This window comes from Secundilactobacillus silagei JCM 19001 (assembly GCF_002217945.1).
GTDB lineage: Bacteria > Bacillota > Bacilli > Lactobacillales > Lactobacillaceae > Secundilactobacillus > Secundilactobacillus silagei.
The window spans coordinates 11523-36637 of record NZ_BCMG01000004.1; the positions used below are offsets into that span (position 1 = coordinate 11523).

Here is a 25115-nt window from a genome sequence, read left to right on the forward strand (position 1 = left end):
TTTTAAGAATAGAGCATGTGAGGGTCAAGCGACTTTTGCATGCTCTATTTAAGTCACATTGAAAAATAGACCGCATGGTATAATAAAGACATTATACGTAAGGATGTTGAAAAATGGATACTGAGACTTTAAAACGCGTTAAGCAGGCACTGCCGGCCTATCAGAGCCGTCAAATTGATGCGACTTTGAAACTCCTAGATGATCATAATACGGTCCCGTTTATTGCCCGTTACCGAAAAGAAATGACCGGTGATCTCAATGAAGTTGAGATTCGCGACATTCAAGATGAAGCCAACCGCATCAGTAAACTGCAGCAACGTAAACAAGAGGTTCTGAACCAAATTTCAGAACAGCACCAGTTGACCGCCAAATTAACGGTAGCTATTAAGGCGACCACTCAGCTGCAGCAAGTGGAGGACCTGTATCTGCCGTATAAGCAAAAGCGGCGTACCAAGGCGACTATCGCAAAAGACGCCGGCCTTTATCCGCTGGCACAGTGGGTACTGCAATTTAAACGTGCGCCCGTTGAGACGGTTGCGGGTCAATATCTCAATGATGCGGTTCCTAATCTGGATAGTGTTCTGGCGGGGGTTCATGAAATTTTGGCCGAAGCGATTGGTGACCGCGCTGAATTTCGGGACTGGATTCGCCGGTATACTGAACGAAACGGGGTTTTGACCAGTCAATTAAAACGGGGTGGCAAGGAAAAAGACGACAATCAGGTCTACAGCATCTACTACGATTTTCAGTCTGCTTTAAAACAGTTGAGCCCATACCAGACATTAGCCATGAACCGTGGCGAAAAGGCGGGGGTCTTGACCGTTAAAATTACGGTTGATGAAGCCGCGATTGACCGCTACCTGCAGTTTCAACTGGTTGGCCGCCACCGTGGACCGTCAGTGGCAATTGTTGAAACCACCTATCAGGACGCCTACAAACGGTTTATTGGACCAGCCATTGAACGGGAACTGAGACGCGCATTGACCGCAACGGCCCAGACTCACGCCATCCAAGTCTTTGGCAATAATCTGTATCATTTACTGATGCAGGCACCGCTGAAAAATCACGTGGTCATGGGCTTTGATCCCGCTTACCGAACGGGCTGTAAACTGGCCATTATGGATGGTAATGGGAAGTACCTCGCCAAACAGGTGATCTACCCGCACAAACCAGCCTCTGCGACTAAGCGCAGCCAGGCCATGCCAGCATTTCTTAAACTATTGACCGACTATCACGTTGATATGATCGCCATCGGTAACGGCACGGCCAGCCGGGAGTCGGAACAGTTTGTGGCGGATGCCATCAAGCAAGTTGATCAAGAAGTCAGATATACGATCGTTAACGAAGCTGGTGCGTCCGTTTATTCGGCTAGTGCCGTGGCCCGGGCTGAATTCCCTAAGTTTAACGTTGAAGAGCGCTCAGCAATCAGCATTGGCCGCAGACTGCAAGATCCGTTGGCTGAACTGGTCAAGATCGACCCTAAATCAGTTGGGGTGGGTCAGTATCAACATGATGTGTCCGAAAGCGGTCTGGACGAACAGCTTGACCGGGTGGTTGAAACCGCCGTCAACCAAGTTGGTGTTGATCTAAACCGGGCCAGTATTGAATTGCTGGCGCATATTTCGGGGCTTTCGAAGCAGACGGCTAAAAACATTGTGGCTTATCGGGAAGCCAACGGCAGCTTTAGCAGTCGCCCAGAACTGAAAAAAGTGCCACGGTTAGGACCAAAGGCTTACGAGCAGTCGGTGGGTTTTCTGCGGATCATTAACGGCAAAAACGTGCTGGATAATACCGATATTCATCCGGAAAGCTATCCAGTCGCCAAACAAGTCTTAGAGAAACTCGGGCTGAATTTGAAACAAGTGGGGACGCCAGCCGTTACTCTAGCACTTGAAAAGGTCGATATTAAGAACTTAAGCGGCCAATTAAACGTGGGTGCAGCAACGCTCCAAGATATTTTGAGCGCTTTACAGCGTCCTGGTCGTGACCGGCGTGACGAGATGCCAGCTCCAATTTTGCGGACCGATGTCTTGAAGATGAGTGACTTAAAACCCGGGATGAAGCTGCAGGGTACCGTTCGCAACGTGGTGGACTTCGGGATCTTCGTTGATATTGGGGTCAAGCAAGATGGTTTAGTGCACATCTCACACCTATCCCAATCCTTTGTGAGCAATCCGGCTGCCGTGGCGTCAGTCGGCGATATTGTCACGGTGTGGGTACTGGCCATAGATGAGCAGCGGCAGCGTATCCAGCTGACCATGGTGGCGCCAAATGACTGATCGAGAGCTACAGCAGTTAGTTGAACGCATCTCACTGCAGTCATTTGGTAAGCCGTTTAAACACCGTGCCGTGTTTAACAGCCGGTTAAGGTCTACTGGCGGCCGGTACCATCTGCAGGATCACCACATTGATATCAATCCGCGGATGCTGACGGTGTTTGGTGAAGCCACCTTAGAGGGGGTCATCAAACACGAGCTGGTGCACTATCACCTGCACCTGGCTGGCCAATCAGGACAGCACCGAACAAGAGCCTTTAAGCAGCTGTTACAGGCAGTTGGCGGCTTACGGTATGCGCCTCAGCAACCGCAGTTGAGTAAGCCCACAACGGTACTCATTTACCGCTGTGAAAAATGCGGTCAGATCTATCAGCGTAAGCGCCGGATCAATACCCAAAAATTTGTTTGCGGTAAGTGTCACGGCCGGCTGATATTTCAAAAAAGGAACAGTCAAAGTGATTGCTGAGCAGTTTAGTGAAATTGAGATTGAAATTTAAATTAATGTCCCTGATAATAGTGAATGAAAACTGAAATTGTTTCTGTAAACGTCGCATTTCAGTATTGGAGGTTTTTTTATGGGTAAAATAGTGATTCGAGTCCCAGCCACATCGGCCAATTTGGGACCAGGATTTGATTCTATTGGGGTAGCACTGCACCTCTACCTCACGGTGATCGTGGAAGAAGAAACGGAACGCTGGCGAGTGAACCATGCTTTAGGCCCGGATGTGCCAACGGATGATCAAAATTTGATCGTACAGGCCGCCTTGACGGTCAACCCGCAACTGAAGCCGCATCAATTAACCGTGATGTCAGATATTCCGGTGGCTCGAGGGTTGGGCAGTTCCTCTACGGCAATTATTGCCGGTGTTAAGATTGCTAACGAACTGGGTGAAATGGACCTGTCCTTGGCTGATCAGGTGACACTGGCAGCCAAGATCGAAGGTCATCCGGATAACGTTGCGCCAGCATTGCTGGGGGACGTTGTGATTGCTAATTTTGACGGTGAAAAAGCTACGACTGTCAAATTAGCGATGCCAGATGACATCAAACTGCTGGGCTTTATCAAAAATCAGCCACTATTGACTGCTGACAGCCGTAAAGTTTTACCCGATCAGCTGCCGCGTCAACAGGCAGTCAGGGGCAGCAGTGTGGCTAACGTCATGGTCGCGGCTTTAGCAACCAAAAATTGGCAGTTAGCCAGTCACCTGATGGAACAGGATCAATTTCATGAAACTGCCCGGACTAAATTAGTGCCTGAACTGCCAAAAATTCGTGAAGTAGCGCATCAATTTGGCATCTATGGCACCTATCTAAGCGGCGCTGGGCCAACGATCGGCACCTTTGGGACTGAACCGCAGCTGATTGTTTTACGGCAGAAATTAACGGATATGGGCATGATTGGCAGCCTACGAATTTTTGCGATCGACCGGCAAGGCGCAACGGTAAATGCCGAGTAAATATGAATATTTTCCAAATAACTATTGAAAACAAGTGATAATTCTGGTATATTGTTTCTTGTTGATGCGGCCATGGCGGAACTGGCAGACGCGCAAGATTAAGGATCTTGTCGGGGTTTTCCCGGTGGAGGTTCGAGTCCTCTTGGCCGCATACGTAAACTCGGGATCTTTGACCAGCTTTGGTTGAAGATCCCGAGTTTTTTTATTGAATAATTTTTGCGGAGGTTACGTTTAATGAAAAACTTTATTTTTGATGTGGATGGCACCTTACTGGATACGGAAGCGATGTATATGAAGGCGCTGGACAAGGTCCTTCGTCAGCACCAAATTTCGCACCCCTACAGCGAACTAGCCCAAACGTTTGGAATTACTAGTCTGGACGCGCTGAAGCGGTTAAAAGTGCCGACAGACATGCTGCAGCCGATTCTAAATGAATGGGCTCAGGCCATTCCGGAATTTCAGCCGCTGACCCACGTTTATGATGGCATCGAAACCATGCTTAAACAACTCAGTGAACAGCCTGGCACGCAGCTGGCGATTATGACTTCAAAGCAAAAATATGAATTCAAACGCGATGTCACACCACTGGGACTGGATCAATACTTCAGTGAATTTGTTTTCTTTGAAGACGCGAAGCGGGGCAAGCCGGCGCCGGATCCAATCCTGGTCGCCATGGACCGTCTACAAGCAGATCCGGCAGAAACCGTCTACATTGGCGATACGCAGTATGACCTGCAAGCGGCCCACGCGGCGGGTGTTAAATTTGGTTTGGTGGTTTGGGGCAAGCGCACGCCAGCGGGTGTTGAAGACGCTGATTATCGGTTGGCTGCTCCCCAAGAAATGCTGACCTTAGTTGGCTGATATGCCAATCAGCAAGGCATAAATTCGGTCGATGTGCTATGATAATAGCCAATGAGAGCAGTTAATTTGCTAGGAAAGATTAATTTTGCTTAATGATGAGGAGGCAATGTCATGATTGCCATTATTATTGCGAGCCACGGTGAATTTGCGAAGGGATTATTGCAGTCTGCGACGATGATTTTTGGGAAGCAGGCCAACATTGCAACGGTGACTTTTGAGGATCATGAAACGTCAGATGACTTGAAGATCAAATATCAAACGGCCCTCAATAAATTTGATACTGCGGATGCCGTGTTATTTTTAGTTGACCTGTGGGGCGGTTCGCCATTCACCGTCGCAAGCCAAATTGTGAGTCGTCAACCAGCGCAGATGGCACTGATTGCCGGCGTTAATTTGCCCATTTTGATGGACGCGTTTACCATTCGAGATCAGCCATTAGATAAAGTCGTGGCCCATCTCGAAAAAAGCGGGAAGAAAGGTGTCCGTCGGTTTGAGCCAGAGACGCATGACGAAGGGAATTAACCTTTATGACAATGGATATTCGCTTAGCGCGTATCGGCAGTCGTTTGTTACCCAAGCAAGTTGCGAGTGGGTGGGTCAAAGTGACCATGCCCAATCGTATCCTAATTGTTTCAAACCGGGTCGTTAAGGATCATTTGTACCAGACGTTGATGCTGCAGTCGGTACCTTCGGGGATCGAAGCAAACGTGATGACCGTGAAAAAGATGTTAGCCGTTTATCAAGATCCACGGTTTGATACTTTCAAACCGCTGCTGCTAACGGAAACGGCTAAAGATATGGCCAAATTAGTTAAGGGCGGCGTTGATTTAACCGGAATCGGGATTAATCTTGGCATTTTAGCTTACCGAGACGGTATGAAAATGCTGATGAACGGTGTGGCGGTGGATAAAACTGAAGCTGATGCTTTACGATTTTTAACCCATAAGGCGCACTTGAAAGTGGTTGTGCAGGAGAATCCAACTGATACACCCCAAAACATTGAACCATTTTTAGATCAATTGACAGTTTGATCGGTTGACTTAGATGTTTAACTAGCGCAACAAAAAAAGAGCTTAATGCAAGTTTCCATCGCATTAAGCTCTTTTGATCGCTATTAAATTAATAACCGGATCCGCTAGTTGAGGAAGTGTACTGACTGTCATCACCCGTATCAGTAGAACTCGAGGTTAACTTAGTTGAATCGTTAAGGTCTAGTGTCCGCCGAATATTGTGAGAAACTTTTTGCAGTTCTGACAGCGGTGCAACTTGATACGAGATGCCATCGATCATGGCATCTTGTCCCTGAAGTGTCTGGGACTTAATGTGGTGGCTGGCATTGCCGTACTTAGTCCGAATGGTCAGCATATCATTAAACGTCATATCGGTTTTCATGTTGCCATTCAAAGAGGTGAGGATCTGTTTGTAACGGGGGATGGAAGTAATGCCGACCCCTTTGACGACCAGTTTCTGCAAAACTTGTCGCTGCCGTTTTTGACGGCCATAATCACCCAGTGGATCTTCTTCACGCATCCGTGAGTAATCCAGAGCTTCCTTACCATTCAAATGAATCTTCTTACCCTTGACCACGTTAGCATTGCCATAGTGGAAAGTCATTGGTGGGACCACATCGACACCGCCAACGGCATTGACCATCTTTTCTAGGCCGCCCATGTTAACGATCGCGTAGAAGTCGATCGGAATATCCAGTAATTTTTCAACGGTAGAAACGGAGCCAGCAGCACCACCAATTGTGTAGGCTGCGTTGATCTTTTCGTAGGGCTGAGTATCACCCTTGACCTGAACCCGGGTATCACGAGGGATACTGGTCAAATAGGCCGTTTCCTTTTTCGGGTTGATCGTAGCGACGATCATGGTATCCGTTCGGCCAACGTCATTTCTGCCCAGCGCACCAGTATCGGTTCCCATGAGCAGAATTGAAAATGGCTTGCCTTCTTTAATGACGCTATCAACGTTTCTAAGCTTATTAGTCTGTCCAGCCTGAAAGGTGGTATTGAAGGTTTTCTTAGCCTCGTTATAGGCGTGATAGCCATAAGCGATGCCACCCGTGAGTAGGATCAAGACGACGATTAGAATACTCCAGAGTAGCCCACGGTGTTTTTTGTGGGTCTTAAAGTGTGAATAATCGCTGCGCCGTTTTTGCTGGTTGTTTTGATTTGGATCGAAATTATTTGATGCCATTAGTTTTCCTCGCCTCTGTAAAATCTCTTTGCATTATAGGTCTATTATCTTGGATACGGTGATTTTTTTATGAAGCTTAAATCGATTTTAATAAAAACGTTGGGCCCTTCATTTCTACAACGGCCTAACTGTACTATTACATCACAAATTATGGTTCCCGTAAACCATACAATAATGAAAGTTGGGTTAAACAGCCATCGGAACGGTCAATATTTGTGAGGTTGTCAAGTCAACGTTAGAGAACTATGCTATAATAAATATTAATTTTTGATGTGAAAGAGGGTATAACACACAATGTTGCTATTATTCGCCCGGAGTGTTGCGGGCGTCGTTGAGATTCTTCTGATGATTGCGTTAGGTTACCTTCTGACTAATCTAGGCTGGTTTAATGAGTCAGCCAGCAAGCTGATTGCCCGGTTGGTTACCCAGGTAGCTTTACCGGCCTACATGGCCTACACCATCATTAGCAAGTTTACGTTCAAACGGTTGATTAACACGTTACCTGACTTGCGGTTCCCAGTGGTGTCAATGATGATCCTCTTTGGGGTTTCGATCATTGTCGCTAAAGTTCTACATATTAAGAAAAGTCATAAGGGGCTTTTCGAATCGATGTTTTTTAACTCCAACACGGTTTTTGTTGGCTTACCTGTAAACGTGGCCCTCTTTGGGGCTGCCAAGAGTTTACCGTACGTTTTGGTCTACTATATGGCGAACACAACTATTTTCTGGACGTTGGGGGTCTATTTGATCCAGCGTGACGGTCAAGGTGATTATCACTTTAGTCTTGGTCAAACGCTGAAAAAGGTCTTTTCACCGCCGCTGCTTGGTTTCATGGTCGGCGTGGTCTTAGTTTTACTGAAAATTCAGTTGCCGAAATTTATTATGGCTGATTTGAATTATATCGGCGGCTTGACGGTGCCACTGTCAATGATCTTTATTGGGATCGCGATTGCCAATGTTGATCTGCGTGATTTAACCATCAACCGTGGCAGTTTAGGGATTCTCTTTGGCCGGTTTATTCTTGCACCAGCCTTAATGTCGCTATTGGTTTTGCCAACTGGGATGCCCGTCATGATGAAACAGGTCTTTATCATTCAATCGGCAATGCCGGTTATGACGAACGCACCGGTCGTTTCAAAACTCTACGGGGCGGATTCCAGTTTTGCCGCTGTTATGGTGACCGAATCAACGTTATTGAGTTTACTGGTCATTCCAATCTTGATGTTACTGTTAAACGCATCTCACTGATTGATCGATTTTTTCTAAAGGGACCTCGACTTAGATGGCGAGGTCCCTTTATTGAATTTAATGCCGGTGATATAATATGTGAATGAAAGAGCATGAGAAGAGAGGGTCAGTTTTATGGTTAAATTAGTCATTTTGCGTCACGGTGAAAGTCAGGCTAATCGCGATGGTGTGTTTACTGGCTGGAGTGATGTAGCACTCACCGAAAAGGGGATTGCGCAGGCTCATCAGGCTGGTAAAATGATTCGGCAGACCGGTCTGCAGTTTGAGCATTTGCATACCTCCATGCTGAAACGGGCCATTATGACCGCCAACATTGTGCTGGAGGAAGCCGACCAGATGTACATTCCGGTGACGAAATCCTGGCGTTTAAATGAACGGCATTATGGCGCTCTACGCGGTCAGAAAAAAGCCGCGGTCAAGGCGGCCGTCGGTGAGAAACAATTTAAGCTTTGGCGGCGTAGTTATCATGTTGTACCGCCACTGTTAGATAAACCGGATCGAGATCCTAGGTACGTGCCGTTAGGCGTCACTGAGCCCAAGGGTGAGAGTCTGGAAATGGCGTATAATCGCTTGATGCCTTATTGGCAAGATGAAATTGCGCCACGTTTGCTGGACGGGCATAATCAACTGGTGGTCGCCCATGGCAGTACGTTACGTGCGCTGATCAAATACATTGATCGAATCAATGATACGGATATTGACCATTTGGAAGTACCTAATGGCGTGCCAATTGTTTATGAGTTTGACGCAGCCTTAAACGTCACGAGTAAAAAAGCATTGCAGTAACACACAGGATACAAAAACAGCCTGATTATCAGTCATTACTAACTGGTAATCAGGCTGTTTGCAATTAATGATTAAGCTAAAGCGCCCATTGGATCCCAAGGGGCTAAAACGGTTGGTGCTTCTGCCTGTGCTTGACGCAGTTTGTCACTTAGGTACTTCTTGTTCACAACAACTTGGTAGCAGTATTCTGTCATCCAGCTGTCACTCATCACAAAGTAACCCTTGGTACCAACTTTATCACCCCAGCTGTTTTCGACCTTCCACTTAGTTGGCTGGCCGTCAACGAGGTCCACGCCGGTAATGACCATGGCGTGGGTCATCAAACTTTCACCGTAGTCCAGACGCTGCGCCTTGGTCATGGTGAGATCCATGTCTAACAGCGCGTTCTTGTCGTAGGCCTTGGTGTCCATGATGCCCTTTTGGCGATCAGAACTTTGAGCAACGTCACAGCCAAACCAAACGCTTTGGCCATCTTTTAACTGGGCAATGGCGAGCTTTTTGAAGTCGTCCATGGTGACGTTTAAGTGCTTAACGGCACGGCCACCTAAAACGTTTCCCAGCATTTCGATGGTATAAGTCTTGTTGTACGGCTTGTCAGCGGTTGGTGCGTTGATGATGGACACGTAGTCCGCTAAGTTCCAGCCGACGTATTTGTCATAAAATGATTTTGGTGTAAGGTCTCGATCGATGTGGTAGTTCTTATCATCATCGCGGTATTCAAAGTCGAACTTTTGTGCTGGTTCGCCTAAGGTGTAGCAGAGCAGGCGGTAAACTTCGCCCAGCATTTTGTCGCGGGCAGCGGCAATGTCGTCATCGCTAGTATTTTTAGCGACGAGGTCACGAAGAGTAACGGCATCCTTGCGTAATTTCTTATTTAAGGTCCCGTTAAGCTCGCTGGACTTAGCACTGTTATAGGTTTCAGGCATCACTGACTTAGGTACGATGCCGTACTTTTCAATCACGGCACAGAGCATATCCCACTGGCCGCCGTCCTGTTGCGGTGTCGCCATGAGAAAGGCAACTTTGCGGCTAGTCAGCGGCTGGTCGGCAGTGTTTAACACGTTTTGATAGAAGTAGTTGGCCTTTTCGAACTTATCCCAGAAATTAGTGTAGTTTTGAGATAGTTCAAAGTTCTTCAGTTTGAACTTGTCAGCCAGTTCGTGACGCATCGTGTTTAAGGCTGCGAACATCCAGCAGCGGCCGCTTTGTTTTTGATTAGCCACCTTACCGGTATCCAGCTCAATGGAAAAAACGGGTGTCATGTCAGTGTTGGAGGCAAAGTCAGCACTGGTGGCTAAGATACCTTGGTGGGTGACGGCGCGTTCAACCACTTTAGCGTCTTTACGGTCGTTCAATGAAGCTTGATAGCGGGCAATTTGATCACTGCTGATAGCAGCTTGGTTTTCATTACTCAAATGGATCACACTCCTTCTCATTTTATAGTCATTATTGTACAACATTTTAACGGTAAAAGAGCCCACTAGGGTCAATCTTTGGGGGTGTTTTCCACCGTACTTATAGTGTAAGATAAAACAATGTATGAAAGGAGAACACACATGACACGAGGGTTTGAAATCGTTTCTACGTATGCCAATGAAGGCTTACACGTTCCATACCGCACGACCAAACGGGCCGCTGGGTATGATTTTGAAAGTGCCGTTGATTTTACCGTACCAAGTATCTGGAAAATGGACTTTCTAAAAGTTATCTGGGCCATTCGGCACCAAAAAGAGGTTGATAAAGGCGCCCTTGAAAAGGCGAAAAAAATACTGAAACCATTCTTGATTCCAACCGGGATCAAAGCGTATATGGGAGCGGATGAGGTATTGATCTTAGCGAACCGGTCCAGTAATCCGCTAAAACGCGGTTTGGTCATTCCCAATGGGATCGGCGTGATCGATGCTGATTATTACAATAATGACAGCAATGAGGGTGAAATCTTCATGCAGGTGCTGAATTTTGGCCTGACGGATGCTAAGATCGCTAAGGGTGATCGCATTGGTCAAGGTATCTTCATGCACTATTTAACGGCCGATAACGAGCAGCAGCCCCAGCAAGAACGGCAGGGTGGCTTTGGGTCGTCAGGCAAGTAATTAAAAAGAATTTAAGCTCAATGGTCTAAACTAGCAATAGCCTTAGACTATGATAAAATAGGTTTGGTTAGTATTGGTCAGATTTTTTTTCGGAAGGGATTGAAACGATTGGCTAAAGAGAAGACACAGTTTGTCTGTCAGGAATGCGGCTATCAAGCGCCCCGTTTTTTGGGACGTTGCCCCAATTGCGGTAAGTGGAACACGTTCGTTGAAGAAGTGATCGCACCGGCCACAACTTCCGCCAAGGCTTCAACCAGCAGTCTAGTTGGCGGGGCAGTCACCAAGCCAGAGAAACTGTCAGCAGTTTCAATGGAAAAAGAACCCCGAATCAAAACGCAAATGGGTGAACTTAACCGGGTCTTAGGCGGCGGTGTCGTTCCCGGTTCCTTAGTCTTAATTGGCGGTGATCCCGGAATCGGGAAATCGACCCTGTTACTGCAAGTATCCGGTCAGCTGAGTCAAGCTGATGGCAAAGTCCTCTACGTGTCCGGTGAGGAAAGTGCTAACCAGATCAAAATGCGGGCTAACCGGTTAGGGGTTGCCAGCGATAATTTATACTTGTATCCTGAAACTGATATGAGCCGAATTCGGGCAAATATCAACGAAATGAAACCCGACTACGTGGTCATTGACTCAGTTCAAACGATGTCTGAACCCGAAATCACTTCGGCCATTGGCTCCGTTTCACAGATTCGGCAGGTGACTGCTGAATTAATGCGGATTGCCAAGTCACAAGGGGTGACGATCTTTGTTGTGGGCCACGTGACTAAGGGTGGCGCTATTGCCGGCCCGAAAGTTTTGGAACATATGGTGGATACTGTTTTATACTTTGAAGGTGACCTGCATCATACCTATCGGATTTTGCGGGCGGTGAAGAACCGGTTTGGTTCCACCAATGAATTGGGTATCTTTGAGATGCAGGCGTCTGGTTTGAAGGAAGTTAAGAATCCGTCAGAAATTTTTCTGGAGGAACGCCTAAAGGACGCCACTGGTTCCGCAATCGTGGTTTCCATGGAAGGAACCAGGCCGATTTTGGTCGAGATTCAGGCACTTTTGACACCCTCAGTTTTTGGAAATGCTCAGCGCACGGCTTCCGGTCTTGACCGTAACCGCGTATCATTGATCATGGCAGTACTGGAAAAACGTGCTAACCTGATGCTTCAAAATCAGGATGCTTATTTAAAAGCTGCCGGTGGCGTCAAGCTGGACGAACCAGCCATCGATTTGGCATTAGCTATCAGCATTGCCAGTTCTTATCGTGACAAGGGGACTAACCCCAATGAATGCTACGTTGGCGAAATTGGACTGACCGGTGAAGTTCGCCGGGTCAATCGCGTTGAAGACCGGGTCAAAGAGGCCTCCAAGCTGGGGTTCAAGCGGATCTACATTCCCAAAAACAACTTGAAGGACTGGACGCCGCCGACTGACATTGAAGTTGTGGGTGTGGCAACGTTGGGAGAAGCATTGCATAAAATTTTAGCTTAACGGATTTGGAGGTGAATTAATTGAATAAATTTAGTAAGAAAAGAGCGATTATTCAAGGAATTTTTGCGTTTATTGGTTTAGGACTTGGTGCTGTTTATCTGCCGCTGATGTGGCAAGGCTTTGGTTATTCAACCCGGACGTGGTTTAACAATGAAATCTCAAATGCCATCATTGGCGCGCTAGTGTTTTGGCTATTATCCCTTTTGTTTTCAGGTTATTTTGAACGCCTAATCAATCGATTTGAGAAATCATTAACCTCAAAAAGTCCGGCTTATCTGCTTTTTGGTAGTATTTCCACGATTGTGGGATTGATTTTTGCGATTTTAATTTCGACACCGTTATACCGGTTGAATTCACCAATTTTCAGTGGGGTCGTCCCCATCATCTTGATGATTTTATTTGGTTGGCTGGGTTTTCGCTTAGGGACAACCAAGCGTGACGAATGGCGGAAGCTGTTTTCGTTTCGGAGTAAAAAGAACGAGGACGACGGTGACAGTATCATTGATCGGCCGATCGATAAGAACTACCACCATTACAAAATCTTGGATACCAACATTTTGATCGATGGCCGGATCTATGATCTAGTTAAAACCGGGTTTATTGAGGGGACGTTATTAGTACCTAATTTTGTCCTGTATGAATTGCAGTATATTGCTGATTCCAGTGACAGTATTAAGCGGGTCCGTGGTCGTCGTGGCCTGGATATCTTAAACAAACTGCGTGAGGAAAATATCATTCCGGTTGAAATGTATGAAGGCGACTACGATGATATTTCCGAAGTCGACAGTAAGTTGATTCGGCTTGCCAAGGAAGTCGATGGGGTGATCGTCACTAATGATTACAACCTGAACAAAGTCATCGAATTCCAAAAGGTGCAGGTGTTAAATATTAATGCGTTGGCGAACGCTTTGAAGCCGCGGGTCATTCCGGGTGAACACCTAGACGTGATGGTGGTCAAAAAAGGCACCGAGCGTCAGCAAGGGGTTGCTTATCTGGATGATGGCACCATGGTGGTCGTTGAAGACGGCCGCTTCTATCTGAATGAACACTTAGATGTGATCGTCACGTCAGCCATTCAAACGGATGCCGGACGGATGATCTTTGCTAAGCCGGCTCACTCGACTCACGAGATCAATGAGGACGATGACAGCTCAAAAAAGAATTCAGACAAACCAAAAAATAACCAGAAGAAGTCAAACTAACTTTTCTTTTCGAAGGTTCCATTGTACACTTAGAAAAGATAGCGATTCTTTGGTATACTGAAACATTGTAGAAAGTGTACGTTAACTAAGGGATGCATCAAGCGGTGTATCCCTTTGTTGACGAGCAGAGTTAATTTTTAACTCAAACTATTTTGAAAGAGGCGGAATAGATATTGGCAAATGATTCAATTCGCGTTCGTTATGCACCTAGTCCTACTGGCCATCTGCATATTGGTAACGCCCGGACAGCTTTATTTAATTACTTGTTTGCGCGTCACTACAAGGGTAAGTTTATTATTCGAATCGAGGATACCGATACAAAGCGGAACGTGGCTGATGGTGAAAAGAGTCAGCTCGATAATTTACGCTGGTTAGGTCTTGACTGGGATGAAGGTCCTGACAAGCCAGGTGAATACGGCCCATACCGTCAATCAGAACGTTTTGACATCTACAAACCTTACATTCAGCAGTTGCTGGATGAAGGTAAAGCCTACAAGTCATACCGTACTGAAGACGAATTGGAAGCAGATCGTGAAGCACAACGTGCCCGCCATGAGATGCCCCATTATGAATACGAATATGCCGGTATGTCAGATGATGAGATCAAGGATGCAATGGCTAAAGCCGAAGCAAAGGGCTTGAAGCCAGTGATTCGTTTCCACGTGCCAGCACACAAGACCTATGCTTGGGATGATATGGTTAAGGGCAAGGTTTCCTTTGACTCTGATACCATTGGCGGTGACTTTGTCATTGTCAAAGCTGATGGCATTCCAACTTACAACTTTGCGGTTGTTTTGGATGACCATTTGATGAAGATCTCACACGTTTTCCGTGGTGATGATCACGTGGCTAACACCCCTAAGCAATTAATGGTTTATGAAGCCTTTGGCTGGACACCGCCGAAGTTTGGTCATATGAGTCTGATCATCAGTAAAGACACGGGTAAGAAGTTATCTAAACGTGACGAGACCGTTCTGCAGTTTATCGAACAGTACCGCAAGTTAGGTTACTTGCCAGATGCTTTACTGAACTTCATTATCTTACTTGGCTGGTCACCAGTGGGCGAAGACGAAATTTACTCACTGAAAGAACTCGTCAAGATGTATGACGAAAAGCGTTTGAGCAAATCACCAGCCACTTTCGATAAGAAGAAGTTGGAATGGATCAACAACCAGTACGTGAAGACTTCTGACGAAGATGTCGTCGTGGACCTGGCTTTACAGCAGTTGATCGCAGCTGGTAATATTCCCGAAAATCCGGATGCTAAGACCCTTGAATGGGCACGTCAATTGATCAACCTGTATAAGCGGCAAATGAGCTACATGGCGCAGATCAACGACATGGCCAGCGTCTTCTTCCAGGAACCTGAAAAAATCAGCGGTGAGGCGTTAGACGAAATTTCTAACGACACGGCACCAGTTGTCCTGAAAGAATTCTCTGAACGGATCAAGAAGTTGCCGATTTTTGACAAGGTCAAGATCTTAAAAACGATCAAAGATATTCAAAAAGACACCGGCATTAAGGGACGGAAGCTTTGGATGCCGATCCGAATCGCCGTTACCCATGAAATGCACGGACCAGAATTACCAGAATCAATTGAATTAGTTGGTCGTGACAAGACTTTGGAGCACGTTGCACAAACCTTGGCACAGTTAAACGAAAACTAATTGAAACGACTAAAGGGCTTGCTTGTAGATCAGAATCTGCAACGAGCCCTTTTCTTGTGAGTGCAAGTTAAAATCATTAATCGTAAGGCTTTGAATCATAATTAATTGTAATGATGCCATTAATTTATAGGGAGATAGAATAATTATTAGAATAATTATGATAAAATGGATTTACGATTAATCAGAGAGGAGTTCGCACAATGCTTAAGGTATTCAACACACTCACACGACAAAAAGAAGTGTTCACGCCCATCACTTCAGGAATTGTAAAAATGTACGTCTGCGGACCAACGGTTTACAATTACATCCATATCGGCAACGCGCGCAGTGCCATTGCGTTTGACACGATTCGCCGATACTTTGAATATAAGGGTTACCACGTGCAGTACGTGTCTAATTTTACGGATGTTGATGATAAGATGATCAAGGCTGCTAAAGAAGCCCATACGACGGTACCAGCGATAGCTGACCGCTTCATTGCGGAATTCATGAAAGATACAACGGCCCTCAACATTGAACCGGCAACGAAACATCCAAGAGCAACTGAAAACATTAAAGATATTATTGAATTTATTCAGGATCTGATTGCTAAGGGGTATGGTTATGAGTCCGAGGGGGACGTGTATTATCGCGCCCGCAAATTTGCCCACTATGGCCAACTATCCCATCAAAACATTGATGACTTGGAGGTTGGTGCCAGTCAGCACACGGATCCAGAAGAAATGAGTCGCAAGGAAGACCCCGTGGACTTTGCACTGTGGAAAGCAGCCAAGGGCGACGAGATCTCATGGGATTCACCATGGGGTAAGGGCCGGCCAGGCTGGCACATTGAATGCTCAGTTATGTCGACTAAGTATCTGGGTGACACCTTCGACATTCATGGTGGCGGTCAAGATCTGACTTTTCCGCACCACGAAAATGAAATTGCCCAAAGTGAAGCTAAGACCGGTCAAAAGTTTGCGAACTATTGGTTACATAACGGGTTTGTGACCGTTGGCGATGAAAACGAAAAAATGAGTAAATCGCTGGGGAACTTTGTGACGGTTCACGACATTTTGAAAACCGTTGATCCGCAGGTCTTGCGGTTCTTTATGGCTACGACGCAGTACCGCCGGCCAATTCAGTATACGCAGGGTAATCTGGACGACGCATCAAATAATTTGAAACGGCTGCAGACGGCGTTTAATAATCTGAATTACCGGCTGAAAGACGCTGAGTCAGGCAGTGATCCAAAGATCGAACAGGAGATTCGTCAGATCGAGGCGGATTTCGTGGACCAAATGGACGATGATTTTAACGTTCAAAATGCGATCACTCAAGTCTATGAATTAGCCAAGCTGGGCAACGTTTATGCTGAACGGCCAGTAGTCTTTAAGGACAGTCTGTCGTTTATCATTAAGACGCTCAGCGAATTAGTGAACATTTTTGGCATTGAATTTAAGCAGGAAACGTTAAATGATGACGGCATCGAGGCGCTGATCAACGAACGGTTAGCAGCCCGGAAGAACCGTAATTTTGAACGCAGTGATGAGATCCGTGAACAGCTAAAGGCTCAGGGGATCGTTCTTGAAGACACGCCTCAGGGGACTCGTTGGCACAGAGACGATGAGAAAGGAAACGTATGAGTGAACAGGCACAATCAGACTATCAGCAATTAAACGGGGTCGTTTTGGCTTACATGGGTGATGCCACCTATGAAGTTTTCATTCGACGCCACTTAATTGAACAGGGGCTAACACGGCCCAATAAACTGCAGCATAAGGCGACGCGGTACGTTTCCGCGAAGGCTCAGGCTGGGTTGATCACGTTAATGGACGCGGATGACTACTGGACCGAAGAAGAAGAGTACTACTTCAAACGTGGCCGTAACGCTAAGAGTTATACGCATGCTAAAAACACCAGTGTGATGACGTATCGAATCTCTACCGGATTTGAAGCGATTTTTGGCTACTTGACGTTGAGCAATCAACACGATCGTCTAGCTGAAATGGCGCAGTGGTGCATTGAACAGGTAGAAGCAGGGAGGTTACCCGATGAGAAATAACGAACAGTCATCTGAAGAAGAACCTTCTGAATTTATTTTTGGCCGCCATCCAGCAATTGCGGCGTTAAAAAGTGATCAGGAGATCAACAAAGTTTTTATTCAAGATGGGCTCAAACATGAGCTGATCGGTGAAATTATCAAATTAGCTAAGAAACGGTCTTTAGTGATTCAAATGGTTCCTAAATCTAAGCTGGAACGGCTGGCACCTCACGAAAACCATCAAGGGGTCGTACTGGCGGTCTCAGCTTATAAGTACGCCACCATTGATGATCTATTTGAACGGGCGCAGGAACGCGATGAGCAACCGTTCTTCCTGATTTTGGACAACATTAACGATCCCCATAATCTTGGCTCGATCATGCGGACGGCCGATGCGGTCGGCGCCCACGGGATTATTATTCCCAAGCGCCGTGCAGTTGGCCTAACCGGTGTTGTGGGCAAGGCTTCTGCTGGCGCGATGGAAAACGTGCCGGTTGCCCGGGTAACTAATTTAGTGAACACGGTTAAAGAATTGAAGGACCGCGGTCTTTGGATCTTTGGTACGGATATGGACGGGACCGATTATCGCCACTTCGATGCTAAGGGCGCAGTTGGTATCATCATTGGCAATGAAGGTAAGGGCATCTCGCCACTGCTGAAAAAGTCAGTGGATGAGATGCTGACGATTCCAATGGTGGGGCATGTTCAAAGTTTGAATGCCAGCGTGGCAGCCAGCCTTTTGATGTACCAGGCCTTTGCTTCTCGTCACCCGCTGAATTAAACGGATCGGGTGAGACTATTGAAAAAAGATATTTTAATTGTTGACGCCTACAATATGATCGGTAACTGGCCGGATCTGACCCGGCTAAAGTTAGCTGGCCGGCTGGAGGAAGCACGGGATAATCTGCTGGCAATCTTATCTGAGTACCATAAGTATCAAAAAATTGAAACCATCGTGGTCTTTGATGCCATGTACGTGCCCGGAATGTCTAAAAAGTATGATCATTACGGCTTAGAGGTCGTTTGGACGGGACAGGATCAAACCGCGGATGAATATATTGAAGCGTTGACCAAACAAAAACAAAACCGTTTTACGCAAGTCACTGTAGCCACCAGTGATCAGGCTGAACAGTGGACCGTTTTTTCAGCGGGAGCGCTACGGATTCCTGCGGGTGAGCTGTTAACTAATATTAACCGCACCAGAAAAGAGGTCCATACGCAAGCCGTTAAGTTTGCTGATAAGGGCCAGGTCAGACACTCACCGTGGAATGAGGGGCAGCTGTCAAAACTAGAAAAACTGCGTGATCATTTGGGCGACGACCATCACTCAGATGACCAGTAGAAAAAAGTGATTTTAAAAAACAGCCAATTTGAATTTTGGACTAGTGGCATGAACTGTAATTTAGCCATGTTACTAACCTAAAATTAAAAATTGGTTGTTTTTAATTTGGTAAATAGCGAAACTTGTTTGGTAGGCACCAATTACGCTGGTTGATATACTGCTGTTAATAATGAAATTAGGCCAACGGAGGAAGCCAAATGATTAACAATGAAGCAGATTGGATATTGGTGGAGCAGGCGCGTCATGGGAATGAAGAGGCGCTACTAGAGTTGATAAGACGCTATGAACCGTTAGTTTTAAGTATTCAAAACCGTTATTATTTGCAGGAATTAGAAACGGCGGACTGGGAACAAGAGTCCAAAATCGTGCTGTGGGAAGTCATTTTACGCTTTGACGTATCTAGGACCCACGCCTTTGGGAGTTATTTAAAAACGGCCCTAATTAATCGTCGGCACGATCATGCCCGTCGCCTCAATGCTAAAAAGCGTAAGGCTAATGGACCAATGACTTCAATTGATGCGCACCCAACCTTCTTTGCGGAAACCTTGGCGGATAAACAGTTATTTTCCTCCGATCATTTAATTATTTTTAGGCAGCGACTGGTCGATATTGTTAAAAAGGAAATGTCGAAAATGGAAAGGGCCGTCTTGATCGCACTGGTTTCCGGTGACACCGAAGAAGCGATTTGCAACCGGTTTGGGCTTGACCATACGCAATTCCATAACGCCAACGAGCGCATCAAACGTAAAATTAAGCGCCACTTGCAGGTCGAATAGGCTACCGACATTGCTTGACACATACTTAACGTAAATGCTAATATGAAGACTGCTATAAGGAGGTGTTAGACGTGGCTCAAAAGAAAGTTGCGTTGGCATGTTCTGTCTGTGGATCCCGGAACTACACGGTACCGGCTAGTCCTAATCGGAAAGTTCGACTTGAAGTAAAAAAGTACTGTAAGTATTGTGGTAAGCATACGTTACACCGGGAGACCCGGTAACGCGCGAATGCCCGGTGTAAGGAGGAGCTCATGCGCTTTTTTAGATTTTTAGTTGCTGTTAAAGATGAAATGAAACAGGTTTCTTGGCCCGATGCCAAACAGACGCGAAAAGATACAAGCAGCGTGGTTTTTGTTGCTTTATCCATGGCGATCTTTTTAGGACTGGTTGACTACCTGATTCAAATAGGATTAAAGTTCTTGGCCTAATGCCATTAGACGGTAAATTATGCTATAATAGTTTGGACGAAAACTTCGCGCTGTCGAAGTTTTTTTATTTTGATTAAATGACAGTATCAGTCCCTTTAGGAAAGGATGGAACGAAATGGTTGAATCAGCTGAAAAACAATGGTATGTCCTGCATACCTATTCTGGCTATGAAAACAAAGTGAAGTTGAACTTGGAATCACGTGCCCAATCAATGGGGATGCAAGACTACATTTTCCGGGTAGTTGTCCCAGAAGAAGAGGAACATGAGGTTAAAAACGGTAAGGAAAAGATCAAGATGGATAAAACCTTCCCAGGTTACGTCTTGGTTGAAATGGTGATGACCGACGATGCTTGGTACATCGTTCGTAACACACCAGGGGTTACCGGGTTTATCGGTTCTCATGGTCAGGGTTCAAAGCCAACGCCATTGCTTCCCGATGAAGTTGAACTGATCTTGAAGCGATTAGGGATGAGCAGCCGTCATGAAGATCTGGACGTTGATGTTGACGACACCGTCAAAATCGTGGATGGCGCCTTTTCAGGAATGGAAGGTAAAATCACCGAGATCGATCATGAAAAGGCAAAGCTTAAGGTCAACATTAATATGTTTGGTCGTGAAACCAGCGCTGAGCTGAATTTCGACCAAGTTGACCCAGTTGCCTAAATAATCTAAAGAATTACTTGGCTTTTCGGTATAATTGTGGTAGTTTATATGAGTATGTTTTTGCATACACGTGTGGGAGGAGAAATCTGCTCTCCATTTACCACAACACGGACTCAAGGAGGTATGTCTCGTGGCTAAAAAAGTAGCTAACATTGTAAAATTGCAAATTCCTGCGGGTAAAGCAACACCAGCTCCCCCAGTTGGTCCAGCATTGGGCCAAGCCGGAATTAACATCATGGGCTTTACGAAGGATTTTAACGCTCGTACTGCCGATCAAGCTGGGATGATTATTCCAGTTGTTATTACGGTATATGAAGATCGTTCATTCGACTTCGTTACTAAGACTCCGCCAGCCGCCGTTCTGTTAAAGAAGGCCGCCGGTGTTGAACATGGTTCAGGCGAACCTAACACGAAAAAGGTTGCTAAGGTAACCAAAGATCAAGTTAAGCAAATCGCTGAGACCAAAATGCAAGACCTAAACGCTGCTGACGTAGAAGCAGCTATGCGCATGGTTGAAGGTACTGCTCGTAGCATGGGCTTCACTGTAGAAGGTTAATCCCAGCTACTAACACTACGGATACTTTGTTAAAGCAAATGTATCAAGTGGGAGGCCAAGCCGTTATAACCACATTTGCAAGGAGGAATTCACAAGATGGCTCATAAAAGAGGTAAAAAGTATCAAGACGCTGTCAAGCAAGTAGAAGCTGAAAAGAACTACGCGCTTGATGAAGCTGTTGATTTGGTTAAGAAAATGGATTTTGCTAAGTTTGATGCAACGGTTGAAATTGCATTCAAGCTTAACGTAGATACGAAGCAAGCTGACCAACAGCTCCGTGGGGCGGTTGTTCTGCCTAATGGTACTGGTAAGGAACAGACTGTTATCGTATTTGCTAAGGGTGACAAGGCTAAGGAAGCTAAGGCCGCTGGCGCTGACTTTGTTGGTGAAGACGACTTAGTTGCTAAGATTCAAGATGGCTGGTTGGACTTCGACGTTGCCATTGCAACGCCTGATATGATGGCCCAAGTTGGTCGTTTAGGTCGTGTCCTTGGACCTAAGGGCTTAATGCCTAACCCTAAGACTGGTACTGTTACCATGGACGTAACGAAGGCTGTTAACGATTCTAAGGCTGGTAAGGTTACTTACCGGACTGACCGTGACGGTAACGTTGCTGTTCCTGTTGGTAAGGTATCATTCGACGCTGACAAGTTAGTTGAAAACTTGAAGACGATTGCGAACGTGGTTCTTTCAGCCCGTCCTGCAGCTGTTAAGGGGACTTACGTACAACACGTATCGATCTCATCAACCTTTGGCCCTAGTGTCAACGTTGATGTCGCATCCCTTTAATTAAATAGAAAATCCCGTATTGACTTTTAGCTAAGCATTCGGTATGCTTAACAAGTTGATATTTGTTCTGCCCAAGACTCAGGTGGCGTCAGCCTTAATTTACCTGCCGAGGAAGATGTGAATTTAGTTTACATTTCTCTCTATGTCTGGCGGACATAGGGATTTTTTATTCCTAAAAGAATTCAGGAGGTGAAACTAATGAGTAAAGAAACTGTTGCAATCAAGGCTAAGGAAGTTGACGCAGTGACTGAACGTTTTAACAACGCTCAGACAGCTATCGTTGTTGACTACCGTGGTTTAACCGTTGCAGAAGTTACTGACTTACGTAAGCAATTACGTGAAGCCGGTGTTTCAATGAGTGTTATCAAGAACAAGATCTTGACCCGTGCTGCAGAAAAAGCTGGTTACGCAGAATTAAACGATACGTTTGCTGGCCCAACTGCCGTTGCCTTTTCTGACGAAGATGCAATTGCACCTGCTAAGGTTTTGAAGAAGTTTGCTGATGAACATGACTCCCTTAACCTTAAGGGTGGTATGGTTGAAGGCAAGATTGCTTCGATTGATGAAATCAACACTTACGCTACGATGCCAAGTCGTGAAGACTTGTTATCAATGCTTGCTAGTGCCTTGTCTGATCCAATGCGTAAAATTGCGCGTGCGGTTAAGGCAGTTGCTGACAAGGGTGACGACGGCGAAGCTGCCTAACCCAGTTACAAAACTAACTATTTCAATATAAAATGGAGGAAACAAAAATGGCTTTTGATAAAGATGCTATCATCGCTTCATTAAAAGAAGCGTCAATCTCAGATTTAAACGATCTCGTTAAGGCAATCGAAGACGAATTCGATGTTTCAGCTGCTGCTCCAGTTGCAGTTGCTGCTGGTGGCGACGATGCCGGTGCTACTAAGGATTCATACGATGTTGAATTAACTGAATCAGGTGACGCCAAGGTTAAGGCTATCAAGGCTGTCCGTGAAATCACTGGTCTTGGTTTAAAGGATGCTAAGGGTCTTGTTGACAACGTACCTTCAGTTATCAAGGAAGGCGTTACAGAAGACGAAGCTAACGACGTTAAAGCTAAGCTTGAAGCCGTTGGTGGCGTGGTTACCCTTAAGTAATTTAAGGAACCCGTTAAAAAAACGCTGTGCAGATTTCTGCACAGCGTTTTTTTGTCTAGTTTTGGATAAACCTAATCCGGCAGATCCATAAAATGCGCCTCATCCATATGAACCAGGTGTTCTGGAATCGTAGCGATCCAGATCTTAGTGCCCCAGTTGATGGCATCGAGGGTGCTCTTAAAGCTGTCCCCATCCGCGAGAACGGTAACAAATACTAATTCAGCATCTCCGCTATAAGCTTCTTTAATGATTTCGATATGGCTGCCAGTGATCGTTGTACCAGCAGGTGTGGCCGTTAGTAAGAATAAGCGGTTACGGTCGTGGTCGTAGAGGATAATATCGGGCATGGCTTCTGGCAGTATCGATGAGAAGCCTAATTCGGTTAACCGCTGCTGTTCGGCCTTCAAATCTCGTTGGGGGTCATCAGCGATGTGCAGTAACTCGGCCTTCCCGGCAAAATTAGGGACAAACTTTTCCAAGACCGCTTTACTCAGTTGGTTATGATTATTTTTAGGCAATTTAATTTGCTCGGCATTGGTGCCCTGAAAATCAATCGTCAGCTGCGGGGTATGTGAGAGGTGCGACTGGCTATTGATTAAGTCGGCATGCTGTTTCAAAAAGCTGGCTAACAGCGACTGGTATTGCGGTGTCCCGTAAGCCGTTACTAACTTAAAGAAATCGGCTGACAAAAACCAGTGCGCTTCTTTCGGTTCAGTTTTCGTTTTAGTGCTGTCGTTAGTGCTTAAGCCAAATGCTAGCATTCTTTGCGCGCCTAATTCGTAAAAATCTTCGAGGGTGTTTTCATCGAATTGCAGGCCGTAGATATTTTGCAGGAAAAATAGGGCTCGCCGAATTTGAATCCCACGGTTAGTTGCGTCAGACCATTTCATTTCTGGGGTCAAATGCGTGGCTCCCAGTAGAAAAAAGACCGCCATATTACTTGCGGTTAGGTTAGAATCAAATTTTACGTCTTTGAGTATTTGAACAGTATCATCAAGTTTGGCCATTATAGTCCTCCAATAAATTAGTTTCTTCATACTCATTATAACAGTAGTTTACAGGCCATCAGCAGTTTTTTGAAAGCGATTACGGTGATGACCGTTTTAATTGCCAAAAAAACGCTATGGTTTCCATTGGTTGGAAGCCATAGCGTTTAAACTTTAGATATCGTAGTCACCGTCTTGCATGGCTTCAACGTTACCTAGCAGGTAGCCGTTACCCACTTGCGAGAAGAAGTCATGATTGGCAGTGGTGGTTGAAATACCATTCATAACGATTGGATTAACATCATCGGCCGTATCGGGGAACAGGGGGTCTTGCCCGAGGTTCATCAGGGCCTTATTAGCGTTGTAGCGAATAAAGGTCAAGACTTCATCTGTCCAGCCCACTTGGTCGTAAACTAAGTGGGTGTACTTTTCTTCGTTTTCGTACAGTTCGTACAAGAAGTTGAACATCCAGTCTTTCAAGTCCTGCTGTTCGTTCTCACCTAATTGGTTGTAGCCAATTTGGAATTTGTAGCCAATGTAGGTACCATGAACGGATTCATCACGGAGAATTAGTTTGATAATTTCTGCAACGTTGGCCAGCTTGTTGTGTCCCAGATAATAGAGTGGGGTGAAGAAGCCGGAGTAGAAGAGGAAGGTTTCCAAGAACACGTTGGCAATCTTTTTCTTCAAGGGGTGATTGTCATCATGATACAGATCACGGATTCGCAACGCTTTGTTTTGTAAAAATTCTTCCGTATCGCTCCAATTAAAAATCTCATCGATCTCATCTGGCGTATTTAAGGTTGTAAAGATCGATGAATAGCTTTTGGCATGAACTGACTCCATGAATTGAATGTTATTCAGCACAGCCATTTCATGCTGGGTCTGAGTGTCCTTTCTTAGTGATGCCATGCCATCTTGTGACTGCAGGGTATCAAGTAAGGTCAGCCCACCAAAGACGTGACCAACGACCCATTTATGCGTGTCATCAAGTCCTCGCCAGTCGTCCAGATCATTTGAAAGCGGGATCCGGGTATCTAGCCAAAACTGTTCCGTTAACTTTTCCCAAGTGGCCTTATCAATTTGATCGTCCACTGCGTTCCAATTGATTGCATGATATGATTCTGTCATTAGTATTCTCCTTTAGCGTCTAACTATA

The 25115-nt window shown here is 45.8% G+C and carries 28 protein-coding genes, 1 tRNA gene and 1 other annotated feature; of the genes, 25 read left to right on the forward strand and 4 right to left on the reverse strand.

The features are described from left to right. The first annotated feature begins 113 nt into the window (after positions 1-113). From CES79_RS04415 to CES79_RS04445, 7 genes are all read left to right on the forward strand, one after another. Entirely contained in the window at positions 114-2279 is a 2166-nt protein-coding gene (locus tag CES79_RS04415) for a Tex family protein (protein WP_089136440.1), read from the forward strand. Next, positions 2272-2742 carry a SprT family protein gene (locus CES79_RS04420; protein ID WP_054654191.1) on the forward strand — a complete coding sequence of 157 codons (471 nt, stop codon included), beginning with the start codon at positions 2272-2274 and terminating at the stop codon, positions 2740-2742. Before CES79_RS04415 ends, CES79_RS04420 begins: the two co-directional genes overlap by 8 nt. A gap of 109 nt (positions 2743-2851) precedes the next feature. After that, positions 2852-3733, forward strand: coding sequence for a homoserine kinase (thrB, locus tag CES79_RS04425; RefSeq protein ID WP_054654190.1), 882 nt, complete (start codon positions 2852-2854; stop codon positions 3731-3733). Between the two features lie 66 nt (positions 3734-3799). After that, positions 3800-3884 (forward strand) — tRNA-Leu (locus CES79_RS04430). Between the two features lie 83 nt (positions 3885-3967). Next, positions 3968-4594 carry an HAD family hydrolase gene (locus tag CES79_RS04435; RefSeq protein WP_054654189.1) on the forward strand — a complete coding sequence of 209 codons (627 nt, stop codon included), beginning with the start codon at positions 3968-3970 and terminating at the stop codon, positions 4592-4594. A gap of 111 nt (positions 4595-4705) precedes the next feature. Next, the gene (locus CES79_RS04440) at positions 4706-5116 is read left to right on the forward strand and encodes a PTS sugar transporter subunit IIA (RefSeq protein ID WP_089136441.1); all 411 of its coding nucleotides are present in this window, start codon (positions 4706-4708) and stop codon (positions 5114-5116) included. A gap of 5 nt (positions 5117-5121) precedes the next feature. Further along, the gene (locus tag CES79_RS04445) at positions 5122-5625 is read left to right on the forward strand and encodes a PTS sugar transporter subunit IIB (protein WP_089136442.1); all 504 of its coding nucleotides are present in this window, start codon (positions 5122-5124) and stop codon (positions 5623-5625) included. An 88-nt stretch (positions 5626-5713) separates the two neighbouring features. Here CES79_RS04445 and CES79_RS04450 read toward each other — a convergent pair whose 3' ends face one another. After that, positions 5714-6793, reverse strand: coding sequence for an LCP family glycopolymer transferase (locus CES79_RS04450; protein WP_089136443.1), 1080 nt, complete (start codon positions 6791-6793; stop codon positions 5714-5716). A gap of 294 nt (positions 6794-7087) precedes the next feature. On the opposite strand from CES79_RS04450, the gene CES79_RS04455 reads away from it, so the two are divergent. Continuing rightward, positions 7088-8041 carry an AEC family transporter gene (locus CES79_RS04455; RefSeq protein ID WP_089136444.1) on the forward strand — a complete coding sequence of 318 codons (954 nt, stop codon included), beginning with the start codon at positions 7088-7090 and terminating at the stop codon, positions 8039-8041. Positions 8042-8155: 114 nt separating this feature from the next. Continuing rightward, positions 8156-8827 carry a 2,3-bisphosphoglycerate-dependent phosphoglycerate mutase gene (locus CES79_RS04460; RefSeq protein WP_089136445.1) on the forward strand — a complete coding sequence of 224 codons (672 nt, stop codon included), beginning with the start codon at positions 8156-8158 and terminating at the stop codon, positions 8825-8827. 71 nt (positions 8828-8898) lie between these two features. Here the strand turns inward: CES79_RS04460 and CES79_RS04465 are convergent, their stop codons facing one another. Further along, entirely contained in the window at positions 8899-10242 is a 1344-nt protein-coding gene (locus CES79_RS04465; RefSeq protein ID WP_290123375.1) for a C1 family peptidase, read from the reverse strand. Between the two features lie 141 nt (positions 10243-10383). Here CES79_RS04465 and CES79_RS04470 point away from each other — a divergent pair, with 141 nt between their 5' ends. From CES79_RS04470 to rplL, 16 genes are all read left to right on the forward strand, one after another. Then, positions 10384-10920, forward strand: coding sequence for a dCTP deaminase/dUTPase family protein (locus tag CES79_RS04470; RefSeq protein ID WP_089136446.1), 537 nt, complete (start codon positions 10384-10386; stop codon positions 10918-10920). 108 nt (positions 10921-11028) lie between these two features. Then, on the forward strand, positions 11029-12405 hold the full coding sequence (gene radA / locus CES79_RS04475; RefSeq protein WP_089136447.1) for a DNA repair protein RadA: 1377 nt from the start codon (positions 11029-11031) through the stop codon (positions 12403-12405). Positions 12406-12425: 20 nt separating this feature from the next. Further along, positions 12426-13607: a PIN/TRAM domain-containing protein gene (locus CES79_RS04480; protein ID WP_089136448.1), complete on the forward strand. Its 1182-nt coding sequence runs from the start codon at positions 12426-12428 to the stop codon at positions 13605-13607. A gap of 173 nt (positions 13608-13780) precedes the next feature. Beyond that, entirely contained in the window at positions 13781-15274 is a 1494-nt protein-coding gene (gltX, locus tag CES79_RS04485; RefSeq protein ID WP_089136449.1) for a glutamate--tRNA ligase, read from the forward strand. Positions 15275-15474: 200 nt separating this feature from the next. Further along, positions 15475-16899 carry a cysteine--tRNA ligase gene (gene cysS, locus CES79_RS04490; RefSeq protein ID WP_089136450.1) on the forward strand — a complete coding sequence of 475 codons (1425 nt, stop codon included), beginning with the start codon at positions 15475-15477 and terminating at the stop codon, positions 16897-16899. After that, a complete protein-coding gene (locus CES79_RS04495; protein WP_054654188.1) occupies positions 16896-17318 on the forward strand; it encodes a Mini-ribonuclease 3 in 423 nt (140 codons plus the stop codon). Before cysS ends, CES79_RS04495 begins: the two co-directional genes overlap by 4 nt. Then, positions 17308-18078, forward strand: coding sequence for a 23S rRNA (guanosine(2251)-2'-O)-methyltransferase RlmB (rlmB, locus tag CES79_RS04500; RefSeq protein WP_054654187.1), 771 nt, complete (start codon positions 17308-17310; stop codon positions 18076-18078). Before CES79_RS04495 ends, rlmB begins: the two co-directional genes overlap by 11 nt. An 18-nt stretch (positions 18079-18096) precedes the next feature. Beyond that, complete coding sequence (locus tag CES79_RS04505) at positions 18097-18639, forward strand: NYN domain-containing protein (RefSeq protein WP_089136451.1); 543 nt, start codon at positions 18097-18099, stop codon at positions 18637-18639. Positions 18640-18836: 197 nt separating this feature from the next. Further along, positions 18837-19415 (forward strand): sigma factor, encoded by a 579-nt coding sequence (locus CES79_RS04510; protein ID WP_054654186.1) that lies wholly within the window; start codon positions 18837-18839, stop codon positions 19413-19415. A gap of 71 nt (positions 19416-19486) precedes the next feature. Then, on the forward strand, positions 19487-19636 hold the full coding sequence (gene rpmG, locus CES79_RS04515) for a 50S ribosomal protein L33 (protein ID WP_089088234.1): 150 nt from the start codon (positions 19487-19489) through the stop codon (positions 19634-19636). 30 nt (positions 19637-19666) lie between these two features. Next, positions 19667-19843: a preprotein translocase subunit SecE gene (secE, locus tag CES79_RS04520; RefSeq protein ID WP_054654185.1), complete on the forward strand. Its 177-nt coding sequence runs from the start codon at positions 19667-19669 to the stop codon at positions 19841-19843. A 115-nt stretch (positions 19844-19958) separates the two neighbouring features. Beyond that, positions 19959-20507 carry a transcription termination/antitermination protein NusG gene (gene nusG / locus CES79_RS04525; protein ID WP_089136452.1) on the forward strand — a complete coding sequence of 183 codons (549 nt, stop codon included), beginning with the start codon at positions 19959-19961 and terminating at the stop codon, positions 20505-20507. Between the two features lie 130 nt (positions 20508-20637). Further along, positions 20638-21063 carry a 50S ribosomal protein L11 gene (rplK, locus tag CES79_RS04530; protein WP_089136453.1) on the forward strand — a complete coding sequence of 142 codons (426 nt, stop codon included), beginning with the start codon at positions 20638-20640 and terminating at the stop codon, positions 21061-21063. A gap of 96 nt (positions 21064-21159) precedes the next feature. Next, complete coding sequence (rplA, locus tag CES79_RS04535) at positions 21160-21852, forward strand: 50S ribosomal protein L1 (protein ID WP_054654184.1); 693 nt, start codon at positions 21160-21162, stop codon at positions 21850-21852. Between the two features lie 52 nt (positions 21853-21904). After that, positions 21905-22029: a sequence feature (ribosomal protein L10 leader region), on the forward strand. Positions 22030-22050: 21 nt separating this feature from the next. Next, complete coding sequence (rplJ, locus tag CES79_RS04540; protein WP_054654183.1) at positions 22051-22557, forward strand: 50S ribosomal protein L10; 507 nt, start codon at positions 22051-22053, stop codon at positions 22555-22557. 47 nt (positions 22558-22604) lie between these two features. Further along, positions 22605-22970, forward strand: coding sequence for a 50S ribosomal protein L7/L12 (gene rplL / locus CES79_RS04545; protein WP_054654182.1), 366 nt, complete (start codon positions 22605-22607; stop codon positions 22968-22970). A gap of 71 nt (positions 22971-23041) precedes the next feature. Here the strand turns inward: rplL and CES79_RS04550 are convergent, their stop codons facing one another. Both CES79_RS04550 and nrdF read right to left on the reverse strand, forming a co-directional pair. Further along, positions 23042-23977, reverse strand: a complete 936-nt coding sequence (locus tag CES79_RS04550) for a BsuBI/PstI family type II restriction endonuclease (protein WP_159459458.1) — start codon at positions 23975-23977, stop codon at positions 23042-23044. Between the two features lie 153 nt (positions 23978-24130). After that, complete coding sequence (gene nrdF / locus CES79_RS04555; RefSeq protein ID WP_054654179.1) at positions 24131-25087, reverse strand: class 1b ribonucleoside-diphosphate reductase subunit beta; 957 nt, start codon at positions 25085-25087, stop codon at positions 24131-24133. Positions 25088-25115 lie beyond the last annotated feature (28 nt).